General features: G+C 42.5%; 23 protein-coding genes. 8 read left to right on the top strand and 15 right to left on the bottom strand.

Features of this window, described 5'->3' with window-relative positions:
* Positions 1–335 precede the first annotated feature (335 nt).
* On the bottom strand, positions 336–1,520 hold the full coding sequence (locus tag ACE1AQ_RS20720) for an ATP-grasp domain-containing protein (protein ID WP_008206543.1): 1,185 nt from the start codon (positions 1,518–1,520) through the stop codon (positions 336–338).
* An 89-nt stretch (positions 1,521–1,609) separates the two neighbouring features.
* Positions 1,610–1,765: a hypothetical protein gene (locus ACE1AQ_RS20715; protein WP_008206542.1), complete on the bottom strand. Its 156-nt coding sequence runs from the start codon at positions 1,763–1,765 to the stop codon at positions 1,610–1,612.
* Positions 1,766–2,305: 540 nt separating this feature from the next.
* Here ACE1AQ_RS20715 and ACE1AQ_RS20710 point away from each other — a divergent pair.
* Complete coding sequence (locus tag ACE1AQ_RS20710) at positions 2,306–2,974, top strand: hypothetical protein (protein ID WP_008206540.1); 669 nt, start codon at positions 2,306–2,308, stop codon at positions 2,972–2,974.
* A 53-nt stretch (positions 2,975–3,027) separates the two neighbouring features.
* Here ACE1AQ_RS20710 and ACE1AQ_RS20705 read toward each other — a convergent pair whose 3' ends face one another.
* From ACE1AQ_RS20705 to ACE1AQ_RS20685, 5 genes are all read right to left on the bottom strand, one after another.
* The gene (locus tag ACE1AQ_RS20705; protein WP_110545251.1) at positions 3,028–3,966 is read right to left on the bottom strand and encodes a GDP-L-fucose synthase; all 939 of its coding nucleotides are present in this window, start codon (positions 3,964–3,966) and stop codon (positions 3,028–3,030) included.
* A gap of 12 nt (positions 3,967–3,978) precedes the next feature.
* The gene (gene gmd / locus ACE1AQ_RS20700; RefSeq protein ID WP_106909148.1) at positions 3,979–5,061 is read right to left on the bottom strand and encodes a GDP-mannose 4,6-dehydratase; all 1,083 of its coding nucleotides are present in this window, start codon (positions 5,059–5,061) and stop codon (positions 3,979–3,981) included.
* 122 nt (positions 5,062–5,183) lie between these two features.
* A complete protein-coding gene (locus tag ACE1AQ_RS20695; RefSeq protein ID WP_008206533.1) occupies positions 5,184–5,528 on the bottom strand; it encodes a TIGR03792 family protein in 345 nt (114 codons plus the stop codon).
* 12 nt (positions 5,529–5,540) lie between these two features.
* Positions 5,541–6,428: a ParA family protein gene (locus ACE1AQ_RS20690; RefSeq protein ID WP_008206532.1), complete on the bottom strand. Its 888-nt coding sequence runs from the start codon at positions 6,426–6,428 to the stop codon at positions 5,541–5,543.
* Between the two features lie 15 nt (positions 6,429–6,443).
* Entirely contained in the window at positions 6,444–7,499 is a 1,056-nt protein-coding gene (locus ACE1AQ_RS20685) for a metallophosphoesterase (protein WP_008206530.1), read from the bottom strand.
* 108 nt (positions 7,500–7,607) lie between these two features.
* Between ACE1AQ_RS20685 and ACE1AQ_RS20680 the strand changes: the two genes are divergently transcribed.
* Entirely contained in the window at positions 7,608–8,078 is a 471-nt protein-coding gene (locus tag ACE1AQ_RS20680) for a pyroglutamyl-peptidase (RefSeq protein ID WP_008206527.1), read from the top strand.
* Between the two features lie 89 nt (positions 8,079–8,167).
* Here ACE1AQ_RS20680 and ACE1AQ_RS20675 read toward each other — a convergent pair whose 3' ends face one another.
* The 3 genes from ACE1AQ_RS20675 to ACE1AQ_RS20665 form a co-directional block, all read right to left on the bottom strand.
* On the bottom strand, positions 8,168–8,629 hold the full coding sequence (locus ACE1AQ_RS20675; RefSeq protein WP_008206526.1) for a hypothetical protein: 462 nt from the start codon (positions 8,627–8,629) through the stop codon (positions 8,168–8,170).
* A 509-nt stretch (positions 8,630–9,138) separates the two neighbouring features.
* Positions 9,139–10,191, bottom strand: coding sequence for a type 2 isopentenyl-diphosphate Delta-isomerase (gene fni, locus ACE1AQ_RS20670; RefSeq protein ID WP_008206525.1), 1,053 nt, complete (start codon positions 10,189–10,191; stop codon positions 9,139–9,141).
* 228 nt (positions 10,192–10,419) lie between these two features.
* Positions 10,420–11,178 carry an FkbM family methyltransferase gene (locus ACE1AQ_RS20665; protein ID WP_008206524.1) on the bottom strand — a complete coding sequence of 253 codons (759 nt, stop codon included), beginning with the start codon at positions 11,176–11,178 and terminating at the stop codon, positions 10,420–10,422.
* Positions 11,179–11,522: 344 nt separating this feature from the next.
* On the opposite strand from ACE1AQ_RS20665, the gene cobS reads away from it, so the two are divergent.
* On the top strand, positions 11,523–12,263 hold the full coding sequence (gene cobS, locus ACE1AQ_RS20660) for an adenosylcobinamide-GDP ribazoletransferase (RefSeq protein ID WP_110545250.1): 741 nt from the start codon (positions 11,523–11,525) through the stop codon (positions 12,261–12,263).
* Here the strand turns inward: cobS and ACE1AQ_RS20655 are convergent.
* The 3 genes from ACE1AQ_RS20655 to ACE1AQ_RS20645 all read right to left on the bottom strand — a co-directional run bounded on the left by ACE1AQ_RS20655 (position 12,260) and on the right by ACE1AQ_RS20645 (position 14,372).
* Positions 12,260–12,721 (bottom strand): PPC domain-containing protein, encoded by a 462-nt coding sequence (locus ACE1AQ_RS20655; RefSeq protein ID WP_002766150.1) that lies wholly within the window; start codon positions 12,719–12,721, stop codon positions 12,260–12,262. The genes cobS and ACE1AQ_RS20655 overlap by 4 nt on opposite strands.
* 301 nt (positions 12,722–13,022) lie before the next feature.
* A complete protein-coding gene (locus ACE1AQ_RS20650) occupies positions 13,023–13,223 on the bottom strand; it encodes a DUF4278 domain-containing protein (protein WP_008206522.1) in 201 nt (66 codons plus the stop codon).
* Positions 13,224–13,316: 93 nt separating this feature from the next.
* Positions 13,317–14,372, bottom strand: a complete 1,056-nt coding sequence (locus ACE1AQ_RS20645) for a TrkA family potassium uptake protein (protein WP_008206521.1) — start codon at positions 14,370–14,372, stop codon at positions 13,317–13,319.
* A 520-nt stretch (positions 14,373–14,892) separates the two neighbouring features.
* Between ACE1AQ_RS20645 and ACE1AQ_RS20640 the strand changes: the two genes are divergently transcribed.
* Entirely contained in the window at positions 14,893–17,100 is a 2,208-nt protein-coding gene (locus tag ACE1AQ_RS20640; RefSeq protein ID WP_106909150.1) for a PhoX family phosphatase, read from the top strand.
* Positions 17,101–17,185: 85 nt separating this feature from the next.
* Here ACE1AQ_RS20640 and infC read toward each other — a convergent pair whose 3' ends face one another.
* Positions 17,186–17,716, bottom strand: coding sequence for a translation initiation factor IF-3 (infC, locus tag ACE1AQ_RS20635; RefSeq protein WP_002797889.1), 531 nt, complete (start codon positions 17,714–17,716; stop codon positions 17,186–17,188).
* Between the two features lie 470 nt (positions 17,717–18,186).
* On the opposite strand from infC, the gene ACE1AQ_RS20630 reads away from it, so the two are divergent.
* From ACE1AQ_RS20630 to ACE1AQ_RS20620, 3 genes are all read left to right on the top strand, one after another.
* Complete coding sequence (locus ACE1AQ_RS20630) at positions 18,187–20,124, top strand: phospholipase effector Tle1 domain-containing protein (protein ID WP_110545249.1); 1,938 nt, start codon at positions 18,187–18,189, stop codon at positions 20,122–20,124.
* 148 nt (positions 20,125–20,272) lie between these two features.
* Positions 20,273–21,694: a type I glutamate--ammonia ligase gene (gene glnA / locus ACE1AQ_RS20625; RefSeq protein WP_008206517.1), complete on the top strand. Its 1,422-nt coding sequence runs from the start codon at positions 20,273–20,275 to the stop codon at positions 21,692–21,694.
* Between the two features lie 363 nt (positions 21,695–22,057).
* Positions 22,058–22,465 carry a hypothetical protein gene (locus ACE1AQ_RS20620; protein WP_110545247.1) on the top strand — a complete coding sequence of 136 codons (408 nt, stop codon included), beginning with the start codon at positions 22,058–22,060 and terminating at the stop codon, positions 22,463–22,465.
* Positions 22,466–22,477: 12 nt separating this feature from the next.
* Here the strand turns inward: ACE1AQ_RS20620 and ACE1AQ_RS20615 are convergent, their stop codons facing one another.
* Positions 22,478–24,127 carry an AarF/ABC1/UbiB kinase family protein gene (locus ACE1AQ_RS20615; RefSeq protein ID WP_110545246.1) on the bottom strand — a complete coding sequence of 550 codons (1,650 nt, stop codon included), beginning with the start codon at positions 24,125–24,127 and terminating at the stop codon, positions 22,478–22,480.
* Here ACE1AQ_RS20615 and ACE1AQ_RS20610 point away from each other — a divergent pair.
* The gene (locus ACE1AQ_RS20610; protein WP_374809123.1) at positions 24,118–24,243 is read left to right on the top strand and encodes a hypothetical protein; all 126 of its coding nucleotides are present in this window, start codon (positions 24,118–24,120) and stop codon (positions 24,241–24,243) included. The two genes, ACE1AQ_RS20615 and ACE1AQ_RS20610, sit on opposite strands and share 10 nt — an antisense overlap.
* The last annotated feature ends 95 nt before the right edge of the window (positions 24,244–24,338 follow it).

Below are 24,338 nucleotides of genomic sequence, written 5' to 3'. Positions count from 1 at the left end.
CTAGGTTCTGTGTGATAAGTTTAATTGACATAGGATCGATCGATCTTTGTGTCCTTTGTGTCTTTGTGGTTCGTTCCACCCCCTCGCTCTTGAGAAATGTATCTTAGAATACATTTTACCCACCAAAGCTGGGAGAGCCGCCCTGCCAAAAGGCTCACCAGAATTCAAAAAAGCAATTTTCAAAAAAAAGCTTTTTGCTTTGTTGGATTCCAGGCTATTTAAGGGGTTAGGCTCATTTAAACTACTAATTTGCTATAACCAGTCTAGGAGAGCCTTATTGTCTTTGAGTAAAAAATGCAAGTTATAGCCGTGCAAATTATAACTGATCACTGATTCTAGGCTAATTTAATTGCTGCAGTGACTACCTCTTCTAAAGACTCTAACCAATGAAAGTTAACATCAGCTAAACTCTGACTGAGATCGATCGCTTTGCTGTCAGCTAGGACGCGAAAAATTATTTGTGGTAGGGTGGGATTGAGAAAAGAGCGGGGTTCCAAGGTTTGTCTTTCCTGTCGTGTGGCCCGGATCGTTCGTTCGCCGCTGCCCCGGCTGGGTGATAATGGGCTATAACTGCGGTAGTAATGGCTAATACTCTCGATCGCTTTTTGGCCAAAGTCGGGATAACTGACAATATCAACGATAACCACTTTTAAATTAGACAATAGTTGGAATTGTTGCAGACCAGCCTCTATTTGCTCGTTTAATTGCTCTAATTCTAGTCTTTCCTCCAGTATAAGCCAGGCTGCCAGTTTTGCCCCCTTGCTGGCTAAGGCATCCCAGACAGTGGACATCAAACCCTGGCCATTGCTAATCACGGCTATTCGGCCGGTTTGATCAATTATCGACCAAGGGGATTGTAATTGGGGTGGGGTCAAAGCGAGGAGATCGAGATGTCTAGCTAAAGCGGCATCATTAACAGTTATTTTGCCATCTAGGGCCATCACTTCCCCGGCTTCGTTGATACCCAGGGGATTAATCTCGATAATATCGAGATCTTTGCTGACAAAGAGACTATACATTTTTTCGAGAATTTGACTGATAGACTCGATCAAAGACCCTCTTAAACCCATAGATACGGCTAATTGCCGACAGAGATAGGGGGAAAATCTCGCTTCGATGACCACTTTTTGCATGGTTGCCAGTAAACTGTCCACATCCATTCCCCCTTGACTCGCACCCAGTAAAACCGGTCTTTGCAGATGATAATCGAGTAAAATCGCTAAAAATATCTCCTGTTGCGGATTATACCTGGCTTCTGCTAAGATTACCTCTGGATATTCTCCGGCGATCGGTAAATGAAAGATAGCATGGGCAGCAGCGATCGCATCGATGGTATTAGCGACAAATTTCACTCCTCCCGCTTTTCCCCGGCCTCCCGTGCGTACCTGGGATTTCAGCACGATAGGATAGGGAATGTTTAATCTTTTTAGTCCCGCCGGTTCGTGGATTGGTTGGGAAGGTAAAATGGGGATGCCGACTTGAGCAAATATTTCCTTGGCTTGGTATTCGAGTAAATCCATAATTGATTAATTGATAAAGTGGCGGTTCTCTCTTTGCTCGTTTCGGTAGCTTGGGGACTATGAAGATTATTTTAGCAACAGCATCCAGTTCACGGGTGATCGGGGAGAATATTCTTGGTTTCTAGGGATGGGGGACTGGTAGTGACGGCAATCTCGATCGCAAAAATTAAAGTTATACTAAATCCAGTTATTAAAGACTGATTATTTATTCCTCCTTTTGCCTCTTGCCTTTTGCCTGTCCTCATAAATAGCCTATACTCAGCGGATTTAGTATTAATTGTGTGATTATGGGGTTAAAGGCGAGACTTTTTGAGCTATCCACTCCCAGCAGTCTAGCAATCTTTGACTCTCTCTATTTCTATCTTTAGCTGGCTTGACTGCATTTAAACTGTGTATTAAATTAGTACGAGCGCACCACTCACCACTTCCCACTTCATAATTCATAATTCATAATTCCCCACTCCCTCAGTTTTTTGTCACAATTGTTACATTTTTTCAGAGATTTTAATTCGATCGGGTGATTTTTTTTGATAGGAGTGAACCTATAATTTGCTCAGAAATAGTTATTGTTCTCCATTGACCGTGTAAAACTAAGAACTGCGGACAAATCAAGAGTTTTGGCGTTTCAATAGACCAACTAAACTAACAACTGGCAATTAGTCGGAAATCTCAGTTATTTTTTGCTAAAATTCTCCTTTTTCCCGCATTTTCCTGCTTGGAAACAAACTTTTTCCCGCTTTCGTCTCTGTCTTTAATTCGCTCCCACTAGGAAACTCAAGGGTAAGATGCTATATTTTCAAAAGCAGGGTCGTCATCATCCTTTGACCCTATTAACAATGCTTTTAAGTGCTTCTTTCGTTGTGGTCTGCCTCTCCTTGACTCCCGCGATCGCACGTCAATTCGCCCCAATTAAACCGATTCTTTTGGGGAATAATCAATTAATTCCTGCCGGCACAGACATCCCTGTAAAATACGAGCAAGGGAAAAAAATTCTTTTAACCAAACAAGAAACTTTTTCTTTATCTCTGACCGTCACCGATAATATCAAAAATTCCCAAGGACAGACAATTATTCCCGATGGTAGTCAGATTATCGGAGAAATTAAACCTGACGGTCAAGGTTCGCGTTTTCTATCCCAAAAAATCTTTTTAAAAACCCCTCAACCCCAAGAAAAATCTATCGATGCTATTTCGGCAGTTTTCACTCGTCTAGAAAGACTAATTAAAGGAGTTAACCCCGATAAAATTATTCAGGGTGCGGTATTAGGAAAATCCGCCGCTTCTGTCCTCGCTTCCTTTACTTCTGACCAACCAGTTAGCGAGGGATTATTACGAGGAGGAGGATTAGAAGTATTAGCCGGCTGGTTATTACGAGGAGAATCTGTGGAATTATTGTCAATTAACCCCAAGGAAGATTTAAAATTAACCCTTCGTTCTGATTTTACAGGTCAGTAAGCTTAAAAAAATCTGGTGTGTTAGTTATTAATCTAACACACCAGCTATCGAGACTAGGCGGCGTTTTGCCGATACCATTCAATGGTTTTTTGCAAACCTTCTTTAAATTCCATTTGAGCAACAAAACCGAATTTTTCCTGAGCGCGGGTTGTATCTAAACAGCGTCGCGGTTGACCATTTGGTTTATCTATTTCCCAAACAATTTCGCCATCAAAACCCATTAAATCACAGATTAATTCGACTAAATCTTTGATAGAAATCTCATAATTTGTACCAAGATTAACTGGCTCCGATTCATTATAGAATTGACTGGCCATGACAATGCCGCGTGCTGCATCGGTGGAGTAGAGAAACTCCCGGGTTGGACTACCATCTCCCCAGACAGGAAGTTGTTTATCCCCCCGTTGTTGTGCCTCATAAACCTTGCGAATTAAAGCAGGAATTACATGAGAACTACCCGGATCAAAATTATCCTCTGGCCCGTATAAATTCACCGGTAAAAGATAAATTCCGTTGAAACCATACTGGAAACGATAGGACTCTAATTGTACCAATAAAGCCTTTTTAGCGATACCATAAGGCGCATTGGTTTCTTCGGGATATCCTGACCATAAATCGTCTTCATGGAAAGGTACTGGAGTAAATTTTGGATAGGCACAAATTGTCCCCACACAGACAAATTTTTGCACTCCTGCTAGATAGGCAGCGTGAATTAATTGGGTTCCCATCATCAAATTATCATAGAATAATTCGGCGGGTTTTTCCCGATTGAGACCGATGCCTCCCACATGGGCCGCCAAATGGATAATTAAATCTTCTTGGTCGGCTAAACGTTGACAGTTTTCCCAAACTCTTAAATCACAATCTTTAGACCGAGGAATTGTAATTTTTTCGGGATTGGCCCCCGCTGCAATTAATTGATTAACTACTTGCCGACCTAAAAATCCGGCCCCTCCGGTGACAACGATTCTCTGTTCGCTTAAATTCAGCATATTTTCACCTCTTTAATCCACAGTTGTCATCGAACGATTGCGAAGATAGGCCAAATCTTTTAATAACTGTCCGCTATCACCACCGTTATTAAGATTAATCCCCAAAGCCGCTAAATCCGCATCTACCATTAATTTTACCAGTCCCTCGAATGTCACCGACGGCTGCCAGCCTAATTTCTCTCTGGCTTTTGTGGAATCCCCTATCAATAAATCCACTTCCGCCGGACGCAAATAACGTTGATCAAACTCCACATAATCCTGCCAATTTAGATTAACGTATTGAAAGGAAATATCGAGAAACTCCCGGATAGAATAGGTTTCATTTGTCGCCACCACATAATCATCTGGTTCTTGCTGTTGTAACATTAACCACATCGCCCGCACATAGTCCTTAGCATAACCCCAATCCCGTTTAGAATCGAGATTTCCTAGGTAGAGTTTTTTCTGTTGTCCGGCAATAATTCGGGCCAAAGCGCGGGTAATTTTGCGCGTGACAAAAGTTTCTCCACGACGGGGGGATTCATGGTTAAATAAAATGCCGTTACAGGCAAATAAGTCGTAGGATTCCCGATAGTTGACCGTTTGCCAGTGACCGTAAACTTTCGCACAAGCGTAGGGACTGCGGGGATAAAATGGCGTGGTTTCTTTTTGGGGAACTTCCATGACTTTCCCGAACATTTCCGAGGAACCTGCTTGATAGAAACGGACTTCGATGCCGGTTCTTTTTTGGTAATCCCGAATTGCTTCTAGTAATCTTAAGACCCCCACCCCCACAGCATCGACGGTGTATTCTGGGGCATCAAAACTAACTCGCACATGGGATTGGGCCCCTAAATTATACACCTCGACTGGTTGCACTTGTTCGAGAATACGCCGCAGGGTCGTGCCGTCGGTGAGGTCGCCATAGTGAAGAAATAATTTAGCATCGGGCTGGTGGGGGTCAATGTAGATATGATCAATGCGATCGGTGTTAAAAGTTGAAGTACGACGGATGATACCGTGGACTTCATAGCCTTTTTCTAGTAACAATTCGCTCAGATAGGAACCATCTTGACCGGTGATGCCGGTAATGAGGGCGCGTTTAGCTTCAGTCATCAGTAATTTACCTAATCGGAAAGAATAAAGACCAGGGCAGGGTCTGACTGCTTATAGCATACTTTAGCCCCTCATGACAAGTTTGGCTAGGTTGACAGGGGACAAAAAGATGAATTGATTTTTTATCCGGGCTGCATAGATACTAAATTGTTCTGACAATTTTCTCGGAATTTTCTGACTTGAAATTCCTTGACTTTGGTTAATTGATAATTATCTTTTCCCATGGCCAAGGAAAATTTGGCTTCGGTCTCATTGAGTAAATTTTTGGAGATAGCTTTCCACTGTTCTTCTGTTTGCCAATGGACAACGATAATTAATTCCTCCTCAATGGCGGGATTAATCCAAAGTTCTTTACCTAAAAAACCCGCTTGTTTTGCTAAAAAATTTGTCCAAATTTCTTGATCTTTTTGGATAAATTTTTCCCTAGCTTCGGGTTTAACTTGAAATTCTAGCCACTCAATAACCATAGTAATTATCTCCTATTTTTTGGTTTTGATCAAGAATTCTTCTGTGAGTTTCATAAAAGCTTTGGACCCACTAGAAGAGGGCATGGCTGCCACCGCAGGCACGAACATATCCACAGCTTTAGCTACATTAACATCCATAGGAATCGCATTAGCAAAAATTTGATGGGCTTGAAAATCCTGTTGTACCCGGCGCATGACTTGATTATAGTAGCGACTGAGTAAACCACCACCAGAAAGAATAAAAACTATACCGAGTAACCCGGGGTTAATCGGTTCGGTTTCTTGATGACTAGCTTTCAGTTTCACTATTCTTCTTTCTAATAGCTGAATGCCGACAATTGATAAGGGTTCTGGACGGGCAGGTAGTAAATAAAAATGACTGCTACATAGACCACTACGAGTTAAAAGATTATAGCCCGGAGCGCAATCCATGATAATATAATCGTAACGGTCTTGAATGGGGTCAATGATTTTTTGAATTAGGATTCTTTCTAGGTTATTCCAAGCATGATCAAAGCCTAAATCTTCCTCTAGAATTGCTTGATGGTGCAGGGTTTCTGAGACGACATATTCATCATAAAGCTCGATGTCTCCCGGCAGTAAATCTAATCCTTGAATTTCACATACTGAAGGGACAATAATATCATCAATAGTTAATTTATTGTAGGGATTGGGTTTGATAATTGCTTCTAACAAATAGCTTAAAGTGCGTTTTTTGCGACGCAGTTGAGCAAATTCATGGGGGGACATTAAACTAAGAGTTGCACTGATTTGAGCGTCTAAATCGAGGACAAGCACTCGTTTTTGCTGAAATTTAGCTAAACAGGTGGCAAGGTTGACGGTAAGGGTAGTTTTTCCTACTCCTCCTTTCATATTAACGGTGCTGATGACAGTGGCCATTAGGGTAATTCCTTTCTAGTTAACCGATGGAATATCTCGACGCAAAACCTGCCCGTTGGGAGCCATAATCAAAGGGGGTAAACTGGTAATATCGATCGCCTCTTGGGTTTTCATGTCGTAGGTGGTGTAAACTGTTTCCTGTTGATTGGGATTAATATCGACAATTGTTAGGGTTTTTCTGGGTGCTTGTTCACTGTTCAATAACCGTCGCGGTCCACTGCCTAAAGCTCCTGCGTGTAATAATTGTAATTGCCCCCGTTTACCCGGATAGTAAGCGTGAGCGTGGCCACTAATATAAGTATGCACCTGATGGCTTTCTAAAAAGGCTCTTAATTGCTCGGCATCGGCTAAATAATCCCCCGGTCGATTTCTGCCCACGGCAATACCGTAGAGAGGTAAATGACCGATTACTAACCGCATTTTAGCATTTTTAGCGTCGCTACTACTCAAGTTTTTTGCCGCCCAATTTAGTTGTTCCCGAGAGATTAAATGAGTGGAGGCATCCCAAACTAGATAGAATATACCATTTTGAGTGAAAGTATAATAAAAAGGAAAGCCAGTTTTATCGATAAAATTTAAACTTGTATTATGTTGGGGATTTTGCCAATAATCCTGGGCTAATTTCCTCTCTTTAGCATAGATAAATTTTCCCGTCGATAAAGCTCCAGAAGCGTCATGATTACCGATGGTAAAAGCAAAAGGTATTTTAGCAGCTCGCAGGGGTGCAGCGATATGGTGATCAAAGGCTGACCACATGGCGTTAATTGCTGCCTCTGTCAAGCTGCTTTTTTGTCCTGCCACCATGTCGCCACCACAGAGAACCAGATCGGGTTTATGATTGATAATTAAGGGGATAGCTCGATCGATTTCGGGATCGTAAGTAGTGGAACCGTATTGACTATTAAGGTCACTAATGACGATTATCTTGACTTTTTTCGCCTTTTGTGCTTGTTTAACGGGAGACTCAGGGGGATTTTTGGAAGTAACGGGCTGTAAAATCTGATGAGCGCAAGCCACCAAGCTAAAACCGCCTAAACTGCCACTAATCAGCAAAAATTTACGGCGTTGCATAGGCTATCAATCTCGTCTTTAATTGAGGTCACGTCAGTTAGTGTAGCAATTTTTGTCCCTTCGATCGCTTTTTTTCTCCATCATCCCAATTAACCCTCAGGAGATAACTTGACAATTCTCTTAACTTCTTTTGCGCCTTGGTTATGCCATCACCGCAGTAATTCCTCCGATGATTTGTTAGTATCTATTCAAGATAATTATGCAAAAAAGCTTTTATTTTTGCGTCAACTTCCCGTTAATACCCATCGAGCCAGTGAACGAGTTATCAAAGCTATTCAAGACAAAAACCCCGATTTTGTTATTTGTTGTGGCATGGCAGAAAGTCGTTATCGTTTAAGTTTAGAATCTCAGGCTAGGAGTAGCACAAAAAAGTTATTGACACCAATTCCTCTTCAGGATTTGGTCAAAGAGCTTGCCTATACCTACATCAGCGATAATGCCGGTCAGTTTGTCTGCGAAGAATTATATTTTCAAGTCTTAAAACATCATCCGAGGGCTTTATTCGTTCATGTGCCGCTTTTAACTGACAAAAATTTCGCTATCATTCAAAGAGATTTTCAAAAAATTATCAGTAAGTAGTCGTTAGCTTATAGACTATCATCGGGGAGTCAGTTTCAAGGGAAAAAGGAAAAAGAAGATACTGGTATTTTGCCAAGCAACAAGCAAGGTTATTGCAAACGTGCAGTACATTGACCTATACTTGTATTTTGCCAAATCACATAGTAGGTATTATTTGGTATTACATTAATTAACCCTTCCCCATAGACTTGACAATTGCCAATAGTTTGACAACGAATTTGTCCAGTTATTTGATATCTTTGTTGTCCTAAGTCAATATTATTTATAGTAGAAAAATTTCCTTGCGGATAAAAATATTGACCACTAATGTTGATAGCTATGGGCAGAACACATCCAAAATTATCCCCCAGATAAGCTATATTAATTAAGGTTTTTTGTGGCGTATATGTAGGGGTTGGTATTGGTGTTAGTGACGGTTCCGGTGGTTTACGAGCAAAAAAAGATTTAATTTCTTGCCACCACCAGGGGGCTGTCGCTCCAGCAAGAAGGGCTATAATAACAGAACTAATAATCTGTACGATTAAACTATTGTTTTTATTATCACCAGACATTTTCCTATTCCTCACTTGTGGATACAGCGTTTACCAGATACATGAGGTTCTTTCTCGCATCTGAAACACCTAATTGGTAAGGATTAGTCTCCGCTTCACCTTGACGAGAAAGGCTGTAATTAATTAGCTATTGACATTTAAGAAAATCACTGGGAGTCTAAGTAGTGTAATATCCATTGCCAGACTAGCACATAATTGGGGATAGGTCATCTACTTGTTACATTAGTTAAAAATGATGCAAAAACCTTCTATTAGTTAAGAAGAGATTAATTACTTTAACAACAAAAGAGTCAGATAAAACTAAAAAGCTCCTCAATTATCCAAACTGGTAGTGACTTTACTAAAAAATGTTTACTGCTGAAACGCTCCCGCATAGTGAGATAAAATCTCGGATACAGCAGTTAAGTACCTAAGCAAAATTAATTACACATATCTAACCACCTCTTGCCTCTTGTCTCTTGCCTCTTGCCTATCTTCACTAGGAAATTAATTTTGCACGACTACTTATCTTAATGGTGAGTTATAGCACCGGAATTTTTTAAGGCCGATAAATTAGCATTACCCGTACAGAATAAAGCAATTTCTAATTCAGCAATTAAAAAAGTCACCAACTCATCTACCGCCGCCTCCGATGCCACGGCTGCGGTGAGAAAAGGCCGGGCTAAACCGCCTAAATCAGCCCCTAAAGCGATAGCTTTGGCAATATCGACCCCATTTTTCAGGCCTCCGGAAGCGATGAGAGGAATAGTAGAATTAATCGCCCGGATAGAGGTAATACAATCGGCTGTGGGTAAACCCCAATCGGCAAAAACTTGACCTAAATGACGCTGTTTTTTGTCTTTTGCCCTTTGACTTTCCACCTTGGCCCAAGAAGTACCGCCAGCCCCCGCCACATCAATCGCCGCCACCCCCGCCTCTATTAACTTTTCAGCCATTGCCCCGGAGATGCCGTTACCCACTTCCTTGGCCACCACAGGAACGGGCAATTTAGAGCAGACAAGGGCGATTTTGTCAAGGAGTCCTCGAAAATTTTTATCGCCTCCCGATTGTACCCATTCTTGCAGGGGATTAAGATGAAGAATCAGGGCATCAGCCTCTAATAAATCGACTAATTTGAGGCATTCTTCCACACCACAACCATAATTTAACTGTACTGCCCCTAAATTGGCCAAAAGTAGGATATCGGGGGCGAGATGGCGAACGGAAAAAGTGGCGGCTAATTCTGGCTGTTCGAGGGCGATACGTTGGGACCCAACCCCCATAGCTAAACGGTAACGTTGGGCGACGGTTGCCAGTCGAGTATTGACTAGATGGGCTAAGGTAGTTCCCCCGGTCATCGAAGAAATCAACAGAGGGGCGCCGAGGCTTTTGCCCAAAAAGCTAGTAGCGATATTAAGATCACTGCGGTCTAGTTCTGGCAAACAGCAGTGATTAAAGCGATATTTCTCTAATCCGCTGCTAATTTCGCTAAATTCTACGTCTTCTTCCAGACAAACTCGCAAATGTTCGGCTTTACGATTTTCTATGTCACTAGCGGCATTAACGGGGGGGAGAGTGGTCATAGGTGAAGGATGACAATCGCTACACAGTTAACTATACAGGATATCGCCTCACAGTTTTGATCAACAATTCCCCGCATCATAGAGTTATCGCCAACGACCTACACCAAAATGTGCAGGGTGCGTTCCCCAAAAATCGATCGCTGGAGCAGTAGGAGCCACATTAGGGAACGCACCCTACGGCGATCGCACTCAATAGCCGGTGGGTGAAAACACTCAAAGTGATCTCATCTAAAACTGCTCCTTATCTCTAAAAAATGTCCCCATTACCTGAAGCAGTCTTCCTGTACGATAATCATAAAATCCAGGAGTCAAGTTATAAAGGGAAAACCCCATTTCATTAATATTGCTTAGCATCTCCTCAAACAGCACTTGGTCTTCATATAGAGGAACCAAAGACATTTCTAAAAACATTCCTTTAATTGAGGGTAGAATTCCTGATGCACCTTGCAGAACTCTATCTTCATACCCTTGTGTATCAATTTTGAGAAACGGCGCTTGGAAATTGGAAAAGCAGTGGCTCACTAGTTCATCTAACCGCCTCACCTTGACTACTTCAGAATCAATGTAAGCTGATCTACGAGCCGCGTCTACATGAGCAGGTAAGATACCCAGTATTGAACTACTTTCAGAATTACCAGAAATATTAATTGTGGCTTCACCAGTTGTATTGCCAACCGCGCAACGTTCTGCAACTTCCCAGTTAGGGTAGTTCTTACTTGCAATAACTAGCTTCTCATAAGCAGATGAGAGAGGCTCAAAGGAAACAATTTTACCTTGATACCCAATTTCAATAAGACCCTGAGCATATTGCCCAATGTTTGCTCCTACATCTAAAACCAAGTCAACTTCATAGAGGGTCAATAGCTTCAAAAATCGTGAGCCTTTACGTTGAGCATCAATCGCCTTAGCTCGATCAAATGCTGAGGGATAGTACTTAACGATGTCGAAACCTAGTTGTCGAATAAATTGTCGTATTTTCTTTTTCATATTTTAGCCACAGCTATGAACTCAACCTGCTGCCAATTGCAGCCCCAAGGCAGACAGAACCGCTACCACTAAAAGACTGCGGTCTAACTACATAATATACGGAAACTTTCCACATATCACGCCAAATACGCATTTTTTAAAAAATTTCCGCCTATTACTCTCCTATAGAGCGATCGCAAGAACTTTTCCTATAAAATGACAAGTAACCGTGTTATGCCGAATTATTATAGGCGTTCTCATGTTTTGAAAATCCCACAGGGTGGCCGATACAAAATTAGGTTATACTTCATCTTTATGAGAAACGATCCCATTACGGGAGCGAATTTGGGGAGGGATTTACTACCATATTTAACTTCATTTGTCAAGAAATTCGCTCATTTTTAGGCGCGATCGCTTTTTACACAATTATTCCGGTTCCGATTGCCTGGCCTGATTTTGGCAGAATTGCCCGATGGATTCCCTTAGTGGGCTTATTTTTGGGTTTAATTTTGGTTTTGCTCGATATAACTCTAGCTGGTCTGGGAATGCCACCCCTGACTCGTGCAGTTGTCCTTGTGGGGGTTTGGGTTTATCTGACGGGAGGACTACACCTTGATGGAGTTAGTGACACGGCCGATGGTTTAGCTGTCACCGACCCCCAGCGTCGTTTAGCGGTTATGGCCGATAGTGTTACTGGGGCCTTTGGAGTCATGGCCGTGACTATGGTTTTGCTGCTAAAAATCGCCGCTTTGACCGATTTAAGCGATAATCGAGCCTTAGCTCTAATTTTAGCACCAATTTGGGGACGTTGGGGGCAAGTAATGGCGATCGCTCTTTATCCCTACCTCAAACCCACCGGTAAGGGAGCCTTTCATAAAGTGGCTTTTTGTCTGCCTTGGGACTGTGGGGGAGTAATTTGGGGTTTAATCGCCCTATTTGGCGGTCTAAGGTGGGGAATAATCGCCATTAGTGCTGGAATCGCCTTCGCTATGCTTACTGGTTACTGGTTATATCGTCGTCTTCGGGGTCACACCGGCGATACCTACGGTGCGGTGGTGGAGTGGACAGAGGCTCTTTTCTTGGTTTTTTTGAGAATAATTAGCTAATTTTTGCCCTCCACGGCCCGTAAACGGGTTAATTTCAGGGTAAATTTTCCTCCACCGGTTTCTCCGAAAGCTCTCACCCGAATAATATATTTACCCGACTCGGTAATGCGCGCAAAGAGGAGGGCATTAGTGCCACCATCGGGACCATCGTCATTTTCTGCTACAGTGGAACCATCGTCAGCCAGGAGAATTAACACCCCATCAAAATTTTCTGACTTGAGATCGATGGCCACCTGATCATCCTTGTCCAAATCTACGGTATAATCTCTGGCAAACCCCCCCTCACCCGTGGGAATATCCTTGTCGGTGAGAGTATCGTTAATTTCTTTGTTGAGGATGAGGGGGACGGGATTATAGATTTTTTCCGCTCGCACTGGTAAAGATTGACCGCTTAACCAGAATAAAGTGAGCAAGACGCATAAACCAGAGTAGCGACCAGTCAAAGGGAATCTTGTCATAATGGCAGATGTTCGTTTTCTCAATCTCCCTATTCTACAAAAAACTGATAACCATCAGCAGTTCGACAAAATTAAATTCAGAATCTGGAAAGGGGGAACACCAGGACTGGGGAACTGCCTGTAATTAATTTGCTTAACTATGAATATATATTCTTTGTTAGCAAAAACAAGTAAAAAAATCCCCCTTTGAGCAAGGGGGAAGATAAAATCCATTTAAGGTAATTGCTGTGATCATTAATTGACAATATTTAAAAGAGATTGATTGAAAAAGAACTAGAAGTTAAAAACTTAAAGAGGGTTCTTACATGGGCAAAGAAGCTAAAGACTGAGTGATATTATAGGCTTGACCGCGATAGGTAACGGCTACCAGTTTCTCAATGGTTTGAACGACACCACGGGTTTTTAAATAGGGAACACCACGATAGCCTAAAATCAGCGGACTGGATGCAACGGTGGCAGTGGGATTTTTCTTGTAAACAATGCCGCGATAGGTTAATTTCATAGCTGTCCCTGGAGATAATTAGTGAGTTAGTCTTATCTCCATCGGCAGCGAAATTAATTCCAGAAAAGCTCAACTTTTTTCTGGGTAACTATCCTACCAAGAAGACCCTCGATAGCGCATTTCTCGACGCAAGGCATAACGACGGGCAAAATTGGGAACATCGCCCCGATGACCTAATAAAATGACCGTATCGCCTTGCTGTAGAATGGTGGAATGGTCGGGATGGGTGATGACACCACCATCAAATTGACGGATAGCGACGATAATAAAAGCACCCTGTCCCCGCACTTCCATCTGACTGATAGGTTGTCCCAAAAAGGGCGAATCGCTTAAAATCGAGTATTCTTCAAATTGCATATCGATATCGGCTAATAATTCGTTGAGATTGCGCCTACCTTCATCTTCCTGTAAAAAATCGATTGCGGCCGGATGGGTGATTAAATGGGCCATTCTCTCCGCTCCAATGGTAGCAGGTAAGACCACTTGATCGGCTCCGGCTAGTTTTAATTTTTTCTCGGTGCTGGGATATTCTCCCCTGGCGATAATGTATAGTTGCGGACTGAGTTCTCTTGCGGTTAAAGTGATGAAGACATTTAAGGCATCATCGGGTAATACCGTCGCTAAAACTCGCGCTTTGTCGATGCCGGCTTTTTGGAGAATGCTTTCATCGGTAGCGTTACCATTAAGAGTTAAGTAGCCTTTTTCCTGAGCTAATCCAATGCGATCGGGGTTATTATCGACGATAATAAAGGATTGGGCTGTTTTTGCCAATTTAGTCGTTAGGATGCGTCCTATGCGCCCAAAACCGCAGATTATGACGTGATTTTCTAAGGATTCCATCTCTTTATTCATCCGGCGATCGCTAAAGGCTTTGTTAATTTCTCCCTCGGTCAGCATCTGAAAAAACCCCCCCACCACATAAACGGCCGAGGTGGTCCCACAGACGATAACTAACATGGTAAAAGCTCTCAGACTGGGTGTGTTAATCGGTTTAACTTCCCCGAAACCTACCCCAAATATGGTGATAATCACCATATAAACGGCATCGAGAAAACTCCAACCGTAGGCCATATAACCGATAGTTGCCCCGACTACCGTAGCGAGAAAAAAACTCGCCCCGATGATGATCCTTTTCAGTGAACTTTGCATCGATTTCTGTTAACTGACAATCTAGCTATCAGCTTACAACCGTTTACTGTTTACTGATCACTGTTTACTGTTTCACCGCGTTTTAATAAAGCTTGTCTTGCTTGTTTTTCATCTAACCAGTATTTCGGTAAAGCATACCGATGGGTGAAATGTAATATAGATATTTCTAGATAATCCTCTCAGATTTGCCTGAGAAAATAACATTTCTCCCAGTTGCTTGGTTCCGATGAGAGAATTTACCGAGATGATCTTAAAATCAATGTTCGGCAGCAACTAAAGCAAGAAATAAACTTTGATCTAATGTCCGAGGGAGGGATGGGATTTTCTTACCTCTTTTTTCTGCTCCTGTCTCCGAATCTCCTCACCTAACGGAAGATTTTTTATTTTTGCAGGAGAGCTTTTTAACTGGCTGTTAACTTAGTCATAACTTGGATACTGTATAATCCCTATGTCAAGGGTCTGTAATAAAATTTAACCTAATCAAAGTCCGAGTATCAGTTTTGACTTTATTAATGAAAATATGAGTATTTCTCGCCGTAATTTCCTCACCTTTTTAACTGCCACTGCTGGTGTCTCTTTTTTCAGTCTGCAAGAGAAAAAATATTCCTCTCTGATTAGCAGTCCTGCGATCGCTGCTAATAATTTCGGCTTCAACTTTGTCCCAGTCAAACTGCCAATTCCCTTAAAAATTGACGGGATGAGCGATGAAAGCCAAAAAAGTGCCTATCAAACCTATACAGTCCTAGATGATCTCGTTCTTCCGCAAGGATTCACCTATGATGTGCTGGCCCAGTGGGGGGATGCAGTGGGTGATTCCCGTTTCGGTTATAACAATGATTATCTATCTTTTATCGAAACCAGTGGGGGTCAAGGTTATCTAACCGTTAATTTTGAATATATCAGTGGTCGTACTTGGCTACAAACCTTTGAACAAGTGATTGGTAAAACCCTACCCGTCAAGGAAGTACGGGAAAAAACGAACGAAAAGGGTGAAATTGCCGCCTATAGCCTGCAAGATGCCAGCTTAAAGGCAAAAATTGCGGAAATATCCCTAGAAGGTTTAATTGATCAGGGAATTGGCGTAATTTCCCTGGCGAAAGATGCAACAGGAAAATGGCAACGTACCTATAGTAAAGCCGATCGCCGCATTACCGGTATCTCTGGACTAAAGGACGGCCGTTACCTAAAAGCGACCGGTCCTGCTGTAGCAATTTTTACCAAAACCGATAAACTTGGCTACGATGACGGATTAGGGGCAAAAATTATCGGAACGTTTCAAAATTGCGCCGGGGGAACAACTCCCTGGGGAACCGTATTTAGTGCCGAGGAGAACTTTCAAGACCAAGTGACGGAGGTAGTGTTAAAAGATGGTTCTTCTTTGCATCCCGATACTACTCCCTTTATTCTCAATAGTGGGGAAGTGGATGGCCGGGGTAACGTCTTTGGGTTAGCGGGAAATAAATACGGTTGGATGGTGGAGGTGGATCCGGCCAATCCCGACGATTACGGCACAAAACACACTTGGTTAGGGCGTTTTCGCCATGAAGCGGTCGCTTTTCTCGCTCGGACGGGGCAACCCTTGGCAGTTTATTCGGGATGCGATCGCAGAGGCGGTCATATCTATAAATTCGTTTCCGAGGGCAAAATTAGCGATATTAAGCAGAAAAATAACTCAAAACTCCTAGAAAAAGGAATGCTCTACGGGGCGAAATTCAACCCCGATAAAACTGGTTATTGGATACCATTAAATCCCGACACGGAGATAAATCCGGTCCTACCGAGTCAAATTGCCGCTAGTCGCGGGGATGGGGTGGTAGCTTTGCCAAATCCCGAAAGAACGGCCAATGAGACTAAATTACTGCTATTTAAGGACGATGAGGAGATTCTAGCCTACAAAGCTAAATATAAGACCCTCGCAGACCTGTATGAAGGTAATGGGACGGAAAAACAGGGAGCAATTCTCATCGATGCTCATTTTGCCGCTAACGCAGTTGGGATCACTTGTACTGGTCGGCCAGAAGATACGGAAGTGGACGAGAATGGCACTTTATATATAACCTTTACCTCTGGTAGTCCCAGTGAAGCGGAGGGAGGAGCCGATAGGGAGATATTTAAGGGACCAAATGGCGAAATACCCTACGAATTTGGTTGGATTATCAGCTTAAGGGAAGATAACAACGATGCTGCTTCCTTAAGTTTTCGTTGGGATGTGGTCGCTTATGGAGGGGAACCGACAGAGAAAGGTGAGGGTTTTTCTAATCCCGATAACCTCGCTTTCGATAAACAGGGAAATCTCTGGATGGTTAGCGACATTTCCACGGGTGGGTTAAATCGAGAGATGAAAACTCGTTATCCCCAAGGAGTCCCGGTTAGTCAACGGGATTTATTGGGGATTTTTGGTAATAATAGCGCTTGGGTGTTTGCCAAGGGTCAAGAGCATCCCTATCCTTTTGCTATCGCTCCCATGGATGCGGAATTAACGGGATTGTACTTTACTCCCGACCAAGAGACGTTATTTTTGGCAGTACAACATCCGGGGGAAGCGGGGGGAATTCGTCGGGATTTGGCCTTTGAAAACCGTAAATTTGCCCTTAAAACCACTAATGGGCAGGAATTTGAACAAATACGACAAGTACCCCTAGGGTCGAATTGGCCTAGTGGTCAAGTTAATCAACCTCCCCGGCCGGCAGTGGTGGCAATTCGCCGAATTGAGTCAAAATCTGGTTAATACATTTGTTTCAAATGATTGGGTTCCTTTGGGGATTTCTGAAAAACAAAAAAGGGGTTTTAGCCCCTTTTTCTGGATTATTTAGTTATTTTTTCGGCGATAACATCATCATCATGTTACGACCTTCTTTTTTTGGCGCTTGCTGTACCTCAGCCACATCCTGTAAGTCTTTGGCCATGCGCGCCAGTAATTCTTCCGCTAGGTTAGAGTGTTGAATTTCCCGGCCTCGGAAGGTAATCGTCGCTTTTACCTTATCTCCCGCTTTTAAAAAACGTTGCGCTTGGTTGACTCGCACGTTGTAGTCATGCTCATCGATTTTATAGCGCATTTTAACTTCTTTTATATCGGCTGTATGCTGTTTTTTCTTGGCTTCGCGGGCTTTTTTCTCCTGTTCAAACTTGTATTTGCCATAGTCCATAATCCGGCAAACGGGAGGACTTGCCGTTTCACTGACAAGGACTAGATCAAGTTCCTTTTCTTCGGCCACGCGCAAAGCTTCGGCAGGAGTAATAATTCCTAGTTGAGAGCCGTCGCTATCGATAACGCGGATTTCAGGAAAGCGGATTCTTTCGTTAATTTGGGGGAGATCGCGAGTAGTGCGTCTTTTATCTATCACAGGCGTTCTTGGTTATCTCTATTCTGGTTAGTTAATCGGGTGGAGTTTACAAAATGATTTACTTGCTATTCTACCTACTCGATCGAGTTTCTTGGCCAATTGTTAAGTTTTCTTGCAAGGTTAATTTTTAGCCGCCGGTCGTCAGCCAGATAAGCTGTTGTCTATGGGCTTTGTTAGACTAAATCCCGTTTAAAAGCTCTAGGATTGGCAAGTTGTGGGACAATACCTAACTGGGTTTTTCAAGTTGGATTGGCAGTTATACCATTTTTCTTGGTTCGTGTCCCTCACCCCCGCCTCCCCTTGCCTCCCGACCCCCCCGATGTCGGGGTAGGGCAGGGGGGGTGGGGAATTAACCATCTCTGCCACTACTTTAGAAAAATGGCATCACATTCTAGCCTATATCGTGTAAATGCGCTAGTATTCAAATTAAAAACGTTCTAAAAGGAGGGGGTTTCAGACCCAATTTTTCGATGAATAGCAGTCAACAATCTGAAGTTACAGGCCAATCTGTTCTGACATTTGATGGAATAGATGATTATATACAGTTGCCCGCTGCCAATACCGACTATTCCCAGGGGTTTACCGTAGAAGCTTGGGTACAGCACCAGAGTTGGCGCTTTTGGTCAAGAATTATTGATTTCGGGAATGGAGCCGGGAAAAATAACATTGTTTTGGGAAATGTGGGAACATCTAACGCCCTAGGACTACATCTGTATTGTAACAATGGACATCACATCTTAGAAGCCGCAAATGTCTTAGAAATTGGTAAGTGGACTCATATAGGAGCTACCATTGATCAGTCGGGGATGGCCAAATTGTATAAAAATGGTCAATTAATCCAAAGTAAACAATTAAGCCTTCCAGATAACCTAAACCGAACCCTAAACTATATAGGTAAGAGTAACTGGACTAATGATGGTTACTTTGAAGGTCAAATGACGGAAGTGAGGGTGTGGAATACCGCCCGACTGGAATCGGAGCTGCAAAGGGATATGTACCAGAGATTAAAAGGAAATGAAACCGGATTAGTAGCATATTGGCCTCTCAATGAAGGTTCAGAAAATATCGCTAAAGATCAAACAAGTAATGACAATAAAGGCACAATTAATGGTGCCACTTGGCAGCAAGAGCAACTGCCGATTCAAACTCAACTATCTCAACCGGTAGAATTAGGTCAGGTAGGTGGTTCAATCGCCACTCCAGCAAAACCCGAACTATCTGTAACTAGCGACAAAGGAGATCAAATCCAGTCAACCGACAAAGAGGACCGGAAAGATTCACAATTATCTGGGGCCGACAATAGCGAACCTACTAAACCATCCCATACAAGCAAGAAAAAACGTTTAGTTGTTTGCTGTGATGGGACTTGGAATCAACTGGCAAGTTCCTATCCTACGAATGTGGTCAAATTTGCCCGCTTAGTTAAACACAGCGCCGATGATCAAACGCCACAGATTGTCCATTATATATCAGGATCTGGCACGGCAGAAGATGATAATTTAATCGAACGTTTAGGCGGGGGTGCCTTTGGCTGGGGAATTGACAGAATTATTCAAGATGCCTATCGCTTTTTGTGTATGAATTATAATGTAGAGGCTGAAGACGAAATTTACCTAGTGGGCTTTAGTCGGGGGGCCTATATAGTTCGTTGTTTAGCAGGTATGATCTATAAATGTGGTTTATTGAGTCGTTCCAAGATCCGCGAATTGCCTAAAGCTTATCAGCTTTATCGAAATTTTAAAATTAGTCCAAATGCTCCAGAATATCAAAAATTCCGCCAAGATAACAGCAAAAAGATAGATACCGAACAAGATTATTTACAGTATCGTGTACCTATCAAAATGTTAGGGTGCTGGGATACGGTGGGAGCATTAGGTGTTCCTGATGTGGTGCCTTGGCTATCCTTGGATAAACTCTGGAATCGGAAGTATGAATTTTTCGATGCCAGACTAAGTCCGATTGTGGAAAATGCCTTTCATGCAGTTGCCATTGATGAGAAACGCAAAAGTTTTCCTTCCACTGCCATGGAGAAAAATGAAAAAAATCCCGAACAAGTAGTCCAACAAGTGTTCTTTGCCGGTGAACATGGCTGTATTGGTGGGGGAACCGAAAAATATCGGGGGCTATCGGATTGTACTTTAAAATGGATGATCGACGAGGCTAAAAAGTTAGGATTGGAGTTTGATTTAACTGAAAAGTATGGTGAGGAATTCCAGATTAAACCAGAGCCAACCACTAAATTTGATAATAGAGTGACCGGTTTGTATGCTTTAGGTGGCGAGGCATGGCGACCGATAAAATCGGCAAAAGTTGCCGTTCATGGTAGTGTGGTCGAACGACTTAAGGCTGATCCCAATTATCGTCCTCAAAATCTCCTTCCGCTGCTTCAGGATTTGCTGCCAAGTTAGCTTTTGCGGCAGACCAAGGAAATTACAGATTTTTTCAAGCTAGGATTCAAGATTTTGTATCGAAAAATACAAAACCGGCCAAAGTGACTGTTTAGGATGGATTTTTTGAGAAGCTTAAGAACTGATCCATACGTCAAAGGAGTTTTCCATGCCCGAAACGCCACAAGAAGTCTTGAAAATGATTCAGGACAACAATATTAAGATTATCGACCTGAAATTTATTGATATGCCAGGTATTTGGCAACATTGCTCGTTCTACTACGATCAAATCGATGAAAGCTCTTTCAGTGATGGTGTTGCCTTCGATGGTTCCAGTATTCGCGGTTGGAAAGCAATTAACGAATCCGATATGGCCATGGTTCCCGATCCTACCACTGCTTGGATCGATCCCTTCTACAAGGAACCTACCCTAAGTATGATCTGTAGCATCAAAGAACCGAGAACCGGTGAATGGTATAGCCGCGATCCTCGCTCTATTGCTCAGAAAGCGATCGATTATCTTAGCACTACCGGTTTAGGTGATACCGTATATTTTGGACCGGAAGCGGAATTTTTCCTCTTTGATAGCGCTCGTTTCGACCAAACCGCCAACTCGGGCTATTACTACATGGATAGTGTCGAAGGTCGTTGGAATAGCGGTAAAGACGAAAAAGAAGGAAATCTTGCCTATAAACCCGCCTACAAACAGGGTTATTTCCCCGTTAGTCCCACCGACACCTCTCAAGATATCCGCACGGAAATGCTCTTAACCATGGCCGACTGCGGAGTTCCCATCGAAAAACATCACCATGAAGTCGCCACTGGTGGTCAAAACGAGCTAGGGATTAAATTCTCTACCCTAGTACGGGCTGCCGACTACTTGATGACCTATAAATACTGCATTAAGAACGTGGCCAAGAAATACGGTAAAACCGTCACCTTTATGCCCAAACCCATCTTTGGTGATAATGGTTCCGGGATGCACGTTCACCAGTCTATCTGGAAAGATGGTCAACCCCTGTTCGCTGGGGATAAATACGCCGGACTTAGCCAAATGGCACTGTACTACATCGGTGGTTTGCTTAGACACGCTCCCGCTCTCTTAGCTTTAACTAACCCCACCACCAACTCTTACAAGCGTCTCGTCCCCGGTTTTGAGGCCCCTGTAAACCTGGCCTACTCCCAAGGTAATCGCTCCGCTTCGATTCGGATTCCTTTATCGGGAAGCAACCCAAAAGCCAAACGTTTAGAATTCCGTTGTCCTGATGCCACTTCTAACCCCTACCTCGCTTTTGCCGCCATGCTCTGTGCCGGTATCGATGGGATTAAAAATCAAATTGAACCAGGGGAACCCCTCGATGTGGATATCTACGAACTCAGCCCCGAAGAATTGTCAAAAATACCCTCTACCCCCGGTTCTCTAGAAGCAGCTCTGGAAAGTCTCGAAAAAGATCACGCTTTCTTGACCGATTCTGGTGTTTTTACCGAAGACTTTATCCAAAACTGGATCACCTACAAACTCGATAACGAAGTTAACCCGATGCGCTTACGTCCCCACCCCTACGAGTTCTCTCTCTACTACGATGTCTAAGGTTTGATTGACTAATTATTAATCCTAGGGTGGGCTTTTGTCTGCCCTTTTTTTCCGAATCAGCAAGTCAGTCCCGATGAAAAAATTTTCACCACCGCAGATGAAAGAGGTTTCCTTCCCCACACCCCACACCCCACACCCTGCCACCACCGAAAAACTTTTTGCCGCAAACCCTAGTATAATCCCTTGCTGCCAATTAAGTAGGGAGGCACAATTATTTGTAGGATGGGTTAGCGGTAGCGTAACCCATGCGGGCGTTGGGTTTCATGCTTCAACCCAACCTACGTTCATCTTATATTTAATTCCACCCACCCACTTAGCATAAAATACGATTAATTGACTGGTATTTTGGGGCGATAGTTTATGGAACGCGGGTTATTGTGGACACCTTTATTAATTCTATTTATTTGGTTGGCTTGGAGTGGTTGGAATGAATACCAAAAAGTGGAAATCTATCGAGTATGGGCGGAAAACTTCGAGCGAGCTAAGTATGATATATATTCTGTCTTAGGTCAAAAAGATAAAATTATCACTTGGGGAAAGCCAACTCGTAAGGGAGTGATTAATTTACAAACTTTTTCCCTAGAGGAGGTCAAAGAAATCCGTCTGCTAGTTAATAATCAAGTGGTGGATTTAGATGCTCTTCCCCCCCAAGGTTCCCCTTGCCTAGAATTTATTTTTAAGGAGCGATCGCCTGAAAAAATTCCCTTTACTGAAGTTGAATTGGCCAGTCGGTGGGCGAAATTTTTACAACAACAAATCTTAATTTAATCGCGATAATTTCTAGCGCAATCTTCCCGATCGCAGGATACCGACAACTAACCATAAACCGATAAAACTAGCTGTAGCAAATAATACGGTACTAATAATAGTTAATTGCCGAGATTGGGTGCTGGCTGTGACAATGGCGGCCCCGATAATTAAGGAACCAATAATCACACTAAAAGCTAGTCGATTGGCGGAATTATCTAAACTGCGACGGAGATTATCTAAGTCGCGAATTTTCAGATTAACATTTAAAGTTTCCGAGGTTAAACCATCTAGTAAAACTTCGATTTGACGGGGATATTTCAGGGAAAAAGATTTCAAGTCTAAAACTGTTCTTAGGGCAGTTTGTAGGGGAGTGCTACCGATTAACTGTTGTTCGAGAATATTAGTTAATAGCGGTTTGACTTCTTCCAGGATATTAATATCAGGATTAAATTTTCGGGCAGTTCCTTCTAGATTAGCGAGACTTTTGGCGAATAAACCTAAATTACCCGGAAGTTTAATTCTATTGCGACGGGCAATTTGCAAAAGTTCATAAACCACCTCACTAAAGTTAATTTGATTTAAATTGAGGTTATAATATTTTCGCAGCATCCGCTCATAATCCACCTCTAATTGTACTAAAGTAATCGGGACTACTGACTCGGATAGTTTAATAGTTAGCTGACTGCATCTTTTCGCATCTAAGTCAACAATTGCTAATAACAATTCTGTTAAAATTTGTTGAGTTTGCGGGTCTAATCTGCCCACCATACCACAGTCAATTAAAGCTACTCTACCATCGTCAAGATAGAAAATATTACCCGGATGAGGATCGGCATGAAAGAAGCCATCAATATAAATTTGTTGAAAAAATGACCGAAACAAAATCCTAGTTATTTCGCTTTTTCTTTGGGAAATTGCTTGCTCAGTTGCTGGTCTAGAAACATCGGCCTCTAAAATTTGTTTTCCCTCTAACCATTCTAACACTAATAGCTTGGAATTAGTTAAGTGCCAATAAATTTTAGGAATAACTAACTGTTTGGGTTCTGACCACCGACTCTGGGTTAAATTATAGCGTAATTGGTCAGTATAATGACCTTCTTGGGTGAAATCTAATTCCGCATTAACTGCTTTAATAAACTCCTCTGCTAAGTTAACAACGTCGTAACTTTGACCAAATTCTGTGAGGGCAACTAAATCAGCAATTCCCTTAATTAAGGCACTATCTTGGGCGACAATTTTTTCAATCCCCGGACGCAAGACTTTAATCGCTACTTCCTCCCCAGATAATAAAGTTGCCCGATGAATTTGCCCGATCGAGCCTGCGGCGATCGGTTGGGGATTAATATATTTAAATACCTGTTCGATCGGTTTTGCTAACTGTTCGGTGATGACTATTTCTATATCTGTCCAAGCAACGGGAGGAACTTGCGCTTGTAGGGCAGTTAAAGCCTCGATATAATTAGCAGGTAGCAGATCGGGACGGGTACTAAGTAACTGTCCCAATTTGACATAAAAAGGCCCCAATTCCACGAGGATTTTTTTGAGAACTTCTGGGGTGGGAATCTGGGGATTTTCTGTTTTTCCTAGGGTTAAAACCCCGCGCATATAGTCCCAACCGTTGCCGAGAACTATCTCAAGGATTTCTTTTTGTCTTTGACTGGTTTGGGGGAGTGAGAACACGGTATTATCAGTTATCAGTTATCAGTTATCAGTTATCAGTTATCAGTTATCAGTTATCAGTTATCAGTTATCAGTTATCAGTTATCAGTTATCAGTTATCAGTTATCAGTTATTAGTTATTAGTTATTAGTTATCAGTTATCAGTTATTAGTTATCAGTTATCAGTTATCAGTTATCAGTTATCAGTTATCAGTTATTAGTTATTAGTTAT

Origin of the sequence: Microcystis sp. BLCC-F209 (genome assembly GCF_041928595.1) — a bacterium.
GTDB lineage: Bacteria > Cyanobacteriota > Cyanobacteriia > Cyanobacteriales > Microcystaceae > Microcystis.
The sequence above is the reverse complement of the archived record's forward strand: the minus strand, read 5'-3'. Positions and strand labels throughout refer to the sequence as shown.

What these genes read in the sequence shown, in the direction of transcription:
- ACE1AQ_RS20720 (WP_008206543.1), bottom strand. Translation starts at nt 1,520, where the DNA reads ATGGATTTACTCGAATACCAAGCCAAGGAAATATTTGCTCAAGTCGGC.
- ACE1AQ_RS20715 (WP_008206542.1), bottom strand. Translation starts at nt 1,765, where the DNA reads ATGAGGACAGGCAAAAGGCAAGAGGCAAAAGGAGGAATAAATAATCAG.
- ACE1AQ_RS20710 (WP_008206540.1), top strand. Translation starts at nt 2,306, where the DNA reads ATGCTATATTTTCAAAAGCAGGGTCGTCATCATCCTTTGACCCTATTA.
- ACE1AQ_RS20705 (WP_110545251.1), bottom strand. Translation starts at nt 3,966, where the DNA reads ATGCTGAATTTAAGCGAACAGAGAATCGTTGTCACCGGAGGGGCCGGA.
- gmd (WP_106909148.1), bottom strand. Translation starts at nt 5,061, where the DNA reads ATGACTGAAGCTAAACGCGCCCTCATTACCGGCATCACCGGTCAAGAT.
- ACE1AQ_RS20695 (WP_008206533.1), bottom strand. Translation starts at nt 5,528, where the DNA reads ATGGTTATTGAGTGGCTAGAATTTCAAGTTAAACCCGAAGCTAGGGAA.
- ACE1AQ_RS20690 (WP_008206532.1), bottom strand. Translation starts at nt 6,428, where the DNA reads ATGGCCACTGTCATCAGCACCGTTAATATGAAAGGAGGAGTAGGAAAA.
- ACE1AQ_RS20685 (WP_008206530.1), bottom strand. Translation starts at nt 7,499, where the DNA reads ATGCAACGCCGTAAATTTTTGCTGATTAGTGGCAGTTTAGGCGGTTTT.
- ACE1AQ_RS20675 (WP_008206526.1), bottom strand. Translation starts at nt 8,629, where the DNA reads ATGTCTGGTGATAATAAAAACAATAGTTTAATCGTACAGATTATTAGT.
- fni (WP_008206525.1), bottom strand. Translation starts at nt 10,191, where the DNA reads ATGACCACTCTCCCCCCCGTTAATGCCGCTAGTGACATAGAAAATCGT.
- ACE1AQ_RS20665 (WP_008206524.1), bottom strand. Translation starts at nt 11,178, where the DNA reads ATGAAAAAGAAAATACGACAATTTATTCGACAACTAGGTTTCGACATC.
- ACE1AQ_RS20655 (WP_002766150.1), bottom strand. Translation starts at nt 12,721, where the DNA reads ATGACAAGATTCCCTTTGACTGGTCGCTACTCTGGTTTATGCGTCTTG.
- ACE1AQ_RS20650 (WP_008206522.1), bottom strand. Translation starts at nt 13,223, where the DNA reads ATGAAATTAACCTATCGCGGCATTGTTTACAAGAAAAATCCCACTGCC.
- ACE1AQ_RS20645 (WP_008206521.1), bottom strand. Translation starts at nt 14,372, where the DNA reads ATGCAAAGTTCACTGAAAAGGATCATCATCGGGGCGAGTTTTTTTCTC.
- ACE1AQ_RS20640 (WP_106909150.1), top strand. Translation starts at nt 14,893, where the DNA reads ATGAGTATTTCTCGCCGTAATTTCCTCACCTTTTTAACTGCCACTGCT.
- ACE1AQ_RS20630 (WP_110545249.1), top strand. Translation starts at nt 18,187, where the DNA reads ATGAATAGCAGTCAACAATCTGAAGTTACAGGCCAATCTGTTCTGACA.
- glnA (WP_008206517.1), top strand. Translation starts at nt 20,273, where the DNA reads ATGCCCGAAACGCCACAAGAAGTCTTGAAAATGATTCAGGACAACAAT.
- ACE1AQ_RS20620 (WP_110545247.1), top strand. Translation starts at nt 22,058, where the DNA reads ATGGAACGCGGGTTATTGTGGACACCTTTATTAATTCTATTTATTTGG.